Annotated in this window: 4 protein-coding genes; all 4 read right to left on the bottom strand. The window is 43.4% G+C overall.

Annotated elements, in window-relative coordinates; translation table 11 throughout:
• Positions 1-43: 43 nt before the first annotated feature.
• Positions 44-1,603: a glycoside hydrolase family 43 protein gene (locus QZX97_RS10260; protein ID WP_295664631.1), complete on the bottom strand. Its 1,560-nt coding sequence runs from the start codon at positions 1,601-1,603 to the stop codon at positions 44-46.
• A 43-nt stretch (positions 1,604-1,646) separates the two neighbouring features.
• Positions 1,647-2,480 (bottom strand): rhamnogalacturonan acetylesterase, encoded by an 834-nt coding sequence (locus QZX97_RS10255; protein ID WP_295648259.1) that lies wholly within the window; start codon positions 2,478-2,480, stop codon positions 1,647-1,649.
• A gap of 12 nt (positions 2,481-2,492) precedes the next feature.
• Positions 2,493-4,499 carry a hypothetical protein gene (locus tag QZX97_RS10250; RefSeq protein WP_295664630.1) on the bottom strand — a complete coding sequence of 669 codons (2,007 nt, stop codon included), beginning with the start codon at positions 4,497-4,499 and terminating at the stop codon, positions 2,493-2,495.
• Positions 4,500-4,706: 207 nt separating this feature from the next.
• On the bottom strand, positions 4,707-6,377 hold the full coding sequence (locus QZX97_RS10245) for a hypothetical protein (RefSeq protein WP_295664629.1): 1,671 nt from the start codon (positions 6,375-6,377) through the stop codon (positions 4,707-4,709).
• Positions 6,378-6,511: the final 134 nt, after the last annotated feature.

The following is a 6,511-nucleotide window of genomic DNA, read 5'->3' as shown; positions in this document are numbered from 1 at the left end:
GATTATCAGTAAATATAACAGCAAAACACGCTTCATATAACAGCTATTGAATGGGTTGATAAGTAAAGTAATCAAAATAAGCCGGCCTGGCCGAAACCTTGCCATTACCTGTAGCGTACATCCCTATAATAACGCCATTATACCCACCGGTAACTTCAGTGCCCAGATAACGGGTGTTGAGTTGCGCTATTTCTTTATAGGGCGCATCGCCCTGGGCGTAGGAAAAACTGTAAACGGTCTTGGTACCCGTGATCTTTAATTTGACAGGCCCCGGCAATAGCGGAACCTCGGCCTTTATCCCATTTATCAATTCAAGCTTGTAATAAACAACCAATACACGTTGATTGCCCAACTTTTTGATATAAAAGTCATAATGGTGATCATTGGTCATTTCAAGGGTCAACCCTGCTTCTTCATTGTCTGATTGGGGATCAAAATCGACACTGGTAACTGCGTCAAAAGAAAAATGACGTTGCCTCTTGCCGATAAATGTTGGCGATTGAAGGTCGTTAAGGGTAAAAGCAGAGCCAATTAATGATAGATACCCTTGCCTTTTCTTTAATGAATAATTAGCCGAATCGGGGTTTCTTAAATGAATATAGCTGAAGTCCAATTGATCGGTATCAAAATTATCAGTAACCTGTGCTGCCGGGTAGGGGTGCAACGGTAGCGTTTTTGTATCAACTATAATATCTGCCGTGCCGGTTTTATTAACCACCGGCCATCCTTCCTTATTCCATTCAACGGGCTCAAGACAAGTTTCGCGACCGGTAGTATGTATCTGATCTATTATAGGTCTGAAAGCCAAATGCACCATCCACCATGAGCCATCGGCTGCCTCTACCATGTCGGCATGCCCTGTGCCTGAAATAATGGAGTACGCATAACGGTTTGACAGGATCGGATTTGTAGGATCAGACTCAAACGGCCCCCATATGTTTTTACTTCGGGCAATAGTGACCATGTGACCATAAGATGTGCCTCCTTCGGCTGTGAGCAAATAATAATAACCATTGCGTTTATACATATGTGGTCCTTCCACATAGCTGCCACCACTACCTTTCCATATCATTTTCGGTTCTGTTAAACGCTTGCCGGTTATACTGTCTATTTCCGATTCGTAGATTGCTCTTGCATCGTTTGACTTTAAACCTCGATTAGAGATGAAATACATTTTGCCATTTTCCCAAAATAAGGAAGGGTCAATCCCGCTTTGGTTTACAAAAACAGGTTCGCTCCAAGGGCCAGCCGGGTTTTTAGCGGTAACAAAAAAATTTCCGTATTCTTTAGTGCCGCTCACTAAGGTAGTAACCATATAAAAAAGCCCGTTATGGTAACGTATAGTTGATGCATAAATACCATTCGACGGCTTACAACCACTAAGCGGAAGTTGCGAGGCCCGGTTTAGTACATTGCCTATTTGCTCCCAGTTGACCAGGTCCTTGCTATGCCAGATCGGCACACCAGGAAAATATTCAAATGAACTGTTAACAAGGTAATAATCATCACCTACCCGGCATACACTTGGATCAGGATAAAAACCGGGTATGATCGGGTTCTTGTAACCCTGTGCGCGGGCCGTTAAAGCGACCCCGCATATCATTGTGATCAATAAACAATGAGTTGTTTTTAAAAAAAATGTAAAATTAATTTTCATTTATTGTTGCTTTATTGATGTAATCCCCCAAGCGACAGCCTTCAGGAAGTATCGCCACAATACCTTTGCTCACCAACCTGGCGTTCAATATCGCACCTGCACTCACGGTATGAACATGATCTTCGGCAATATGGTATTTTACGGTTACGGAATCCTGACCCTCTGCGTCGTAGACATCGGCAACCTTGTTGTTTAGGTCAATCTGGTATGCCCCTTCCTCTTTTGCTACCTGTAATGCCCAGCTGGCAAAACCTAACTCATCGCGCAGTAATTTGCCATCTTTCCAATCATTTTTTGGTACCGACGAACAAACTATAACCGTCACACCTTTTGCTTTGGCCAATCGTACATAGCGACGAATATACCAGCCAAAAGTGTGCACAACTTCTTGCTGTTTTGTAACTGCGTTATATATGAGCACACTATCAGGTCCCGTACCTTTGAGTGTACCCCTGGCTCGAGAGGTATCGGCTATAGGGCCCTGGTCATTGAGGCCGAATTGTATTAGAAGGTAATCGCCTTTCTTTAATTTTGAATAAACAGTGTCCCACATACCCCGTTTGTTAATATTCTTGTTCCAGATACCATTTGTTTGGAAGGTGCGGGCGCTTGTTCCGCCCTGGGCGTAATTGCGGATAGTAATCCTGCTGGTATCAAAAAAGCGGGGAAAAAACTTCCCCCAGCCCCATAAACCCTTATTACCCGAGCCGTCTTCAACAGTCGAATCGCCGATCAGGTATAATACGGGTTTAACCGGCTTAAAATTCACCCATGCGACGGAAAGTATCGCCGTTAACAGGAAAAAAGATATTTTTTTTATCATACTTTTGTATTATTATAAATTCCCCCAATGAGCCTTGATCGACTTGGTGGTATCAGCTATCATAACCTGCGGATCTGCGCCAAGATCGGCAAATACATCCGCAGGCCTGTCCAGACTGAATATCAGTTTCCCGTTCTTCCGCAACTCTTTAAAACCACCTGCCGAAAGCTTCAACAGTTCACCATTGTCGCTGATCCGTACTGCGACCATACCTGTATACTGACCACTAAAGGTATCACCATTTTTTTCGAAAGTGAATTTGGCCAAGGTACCGTTTCGCAATGATGAAATATCCGTAAATACATAGGAACCATCTGAATTTAAGGCACCATCACGTAAAGTATCCTGATGAATATTTAATTTGACTAACTGGTTAACATCAAAAACATTAACGGTAGATTTAATTTTGATGGCTTTCCACCTGCTTTCCATATCATTTCCATCAAAATCATACCTGCCATCGCCTTCGGTCATGAGTTTACCGCCCTTGTTCACAAATTCTTCTAAAAATTTCAATGTTTGTGTATGAGAATATTGCGGATAAAGGAAAACTATGGCATCATACCGGTGCCCGTTGATCACAGGCTTGCCTGTTACGTCCAATTTTAATCGCCCGTCGAGTATCAGATCGGTTGGTACCAATGCGTCCCGGTAACCTGCATCCCAAATTGCTTTGGCCTTTTCCTCGATAAACAATTTATCATTAACATCACAAATACCTCTTTGGCTTTCATTTGGATACCAGTTTGCTAACGCCTCCATGCCAAAAATAACCAGTAGTTTAGTTTGCGGCATAGAAGGATTAAATCGATTAAGTAAACGGGCGCAATTTTCAACCGGGTTTACCTGGTCAAGGGTTTCAGGCTTATCCATGCTAACGCCCCACCCCTGAATATCGTTAAGTGCATGATAATGTGTGCGGATGCCATATCTCAAATCGGTTAAGGCCTTCCCGGTAATATTATCGAGGCTCTTGTTATAGTACATATTAAAAAGCACGTTCTTCGGATATGATTGCGCTATACCCAACTGAGTGGGTGTTGGCGTACTTTCGTCGGTTTGTCCATACTCGCGTGGAATATTCCACCAGTTAAGGCCCGTTTGCCATATTTCATCACCATCCAGGCTGTTATGATGGGTATCGTGCAATCCGGCAAACTCGTCTTTTCCAAATATCTTCTTCGCGTTTGCATACACCGCCTGCTCTACCTGTAGCGTGCCGCTACGCATGTTTTCCATATAATAGTTAATGGCTTTGGCCCTCATTTCAGGTTTGCCTTGTGGTGCGTAACGCATATCAAATAAAGCTCTTTCCAAATCGTAGCCATATTTGGTTTTAAATTGTTGCGCCATCGCGAGTGAATATGGGCTCTCGCGAAACGTTTCTTTGGCTTTAGCCAATTCCCATTGTGTAGCTACGCGCAGATTTGTATACTCGTCCAGTCCGACTCCATCAAAAGGTATATCTGCATAGGCTCTGAGCGCCTCGATAAAACGGTTGGAGGCATTGAGGTCGTGCGTGCTGCTATAATTGTAATAATGCTGGGTCATAACGAAGGCTGTATAGCCATTCATATCGGGCGATGAATTGATATTTACAACAACGGTTTCTTTGTCGGGCGATTCAGATTTACAAGATGTGGTTATATCTTTCAACGTACCCGGCAAATAAAAACCTTCAGCGGTTTTTTTGAAAGCGTACACCTTAAAAAGGTCGCTCTTGATCAACTGGACGCCGCTGCGAACATGCCTTGCTTTTGCTGTAAACTGTCCCTGTCCGTTCACGTCAAGCAGGCATTCATTTTCGACAATCATCCGTTCTGTATGCTCTATAGCTACCGGTCCGCGGTTCTCCCAAAGCTGTAAACCTATTTTCAGGCCTTTTTTATGCGCTTCGTCCACCAACTTTTTAAAAACCGGGTGCATCGCATCAAAGTCGTAAAAGTTTACGCCGTTGCGCGCCGTCAGGAAGATCAGGTCGAACTTACTCTTGGCAGCTAGGTAATCAATTTCAGCCATGTAGTTGTCTTTCGCGATGACATCTTTGGAAAAAAACCAATAGGCGATCTCGGGGTGTTGAATGTTTGCAAACGCATTAACATAACTGACCTTGGGCGGCTTAATAACCTTAGCATGGGTAAACAAACAACATAAAACGAGTACTATTACTATCAACGGTTTTAGTTTCATTTTTTTGATTGAATTTGTGTTAAATACAGCATCGTATCACTCTATTAATTTTCTGTATGCGTCGACAGAAGCGCCCATGCCCTGATAACCGTGATAATCAGGTCCTTTATAAACAAATGCAAATGGTTTGTACAAAGTTGCGCAATCCGGATTCTCATCTTTCAGTTTTTTAAATGCCTCCCACGCCTCGTCATACTTCTTAATTGATTTGGCTATTTGAGGCCGATCATAACTTCCCGTTTTATCACCTATAAAGCCCAGTGCCATAATATTCCAGCCCTCCGCGATAATTTGGTGCAATAGTAATCCGTATTGTGAAGAAACCAGAATGTAGTGCTCGTCGTCCTTATTGTTCATTTTGATTTTCTTACTGAGCGCCGTGATCTGACGCCATAATTCCACAGCTTCATACTTCTCATCGATGACCGTGGTAAGGGAATGATCGGTATACCATTGATCAAAAGCCTGGTTCAATAAGCCCTCAGAAGAATCCTGATTTACCGACTTGATTTCGGAACTGCCCGTTCCCGCCAAAAATTCGTCTCTCGTCCACCAAGTCCACTCGCTGTTGAACGGCACCTTCGCGCTTTCGTGGCCCCGGAGTTCGGCTTTGGCAGACAATAAGCATAACTGCCGGAAAGCATTGCGCGATTCACCTATTATACCGTTTTTATCCATAAATTTATCAAATACCTGTTCTTCCGTTTGACCGGTGTCTTGCATCCAGTGGCTGATCACATAAGCATTGAGCCTGCACCAAAACTCGTTGCTAATGTAAGGCCCTACCCAGCCACCGCCCCTACTCCAGGTCCAAACGCCGCTGAGCAAAGGAGAGCCTTTGATATCCTGGAGTGAACGGTAACCTCTTTGCGGCTTTATCCCCTTGTATTCTTCGAAACCATTGATTACGCCATCGCCGATGTAATCAGGATATGCGCCCTTGCCTTCGTACTCCCGCTGACATTCCACCTCAACGATTTGCCGATGTTTACCCAGTAATAGTGTGGGATTGAAATCAAAGGTTCGCTGATAATCACCTTTAGTGTGTTTGATACTAAAGACCAGGTTAGGATGGGGCTCAATTTTGTCGGTAACTGCTAAATAATAAGATGGATCATCATGCATCCCGCCAAATGACCAGGTACGATAAAAGACCATTTTGTTGTGTTTTACACAAACCTCCTGCCTTAGTAAATTTAATAATTTAATATGGCTTTCAACTCCGTTGGTGATAGGGTTGTTACCTGTATGATAGGGCACATTGTTCAAATAAGTCTCGCCGGTGCGTATTACCAAGCCATCAAGGTCGGGAAAGGCTTCGAACACGGCATTAAACAAAAAGCGATGGATTTCGATTGTTTTAGGCCGTTCAAACGAGATTTTTCCGTTCGCATCACATATTTCATCATGATAAAGTTCGACCAATTTTTTTGGCAAAACTATAATATCAGTAAAGTAGTAAGCTTTTAGGCCCGCCGCATGAGCCCGCCTGATATGCGCGCGGATGTCTTCTGCCGTTTTCAGTACCCATTCACGTTCTACCGAACCAACGGGAAATATGCGTTTGTCAAACCCATCGAAAGTAATCGCCGTGTGAACGAAGCTGAATTCATTGACTACCATACCATTATAGCCTTCTTGCTTCAGAAAAGCAGGGTCATTGAAAGCGCTTTGCGTCAGTTTTTCCCCGGGATTATTATGCACCATGTCCAAGATATAGGGCTTATTTTGCCCTGCTGCTTTAATCGACAGTAACAATGCCATACAAAAAACCGGCATCATACACTTGAATAGAAATATCTTCATTGTACGGGAATAACTTAATTCGTCCTGTCCAGAAT

Origin of the sequence: uncultured Mucilaginibacter sp. (assembly GCF_903893715.1) — a bacterium.
GTDB lineage: Bacteria > Bacteroidota > Bacteroidia > Sphingobacteriales > Sphingobacteriaceae > Mucilaginibacter.
Note: the sequence above shows the minus strand (reverse complement) of the source record. Positions and strands in the feature narration are given on the sequence as shown.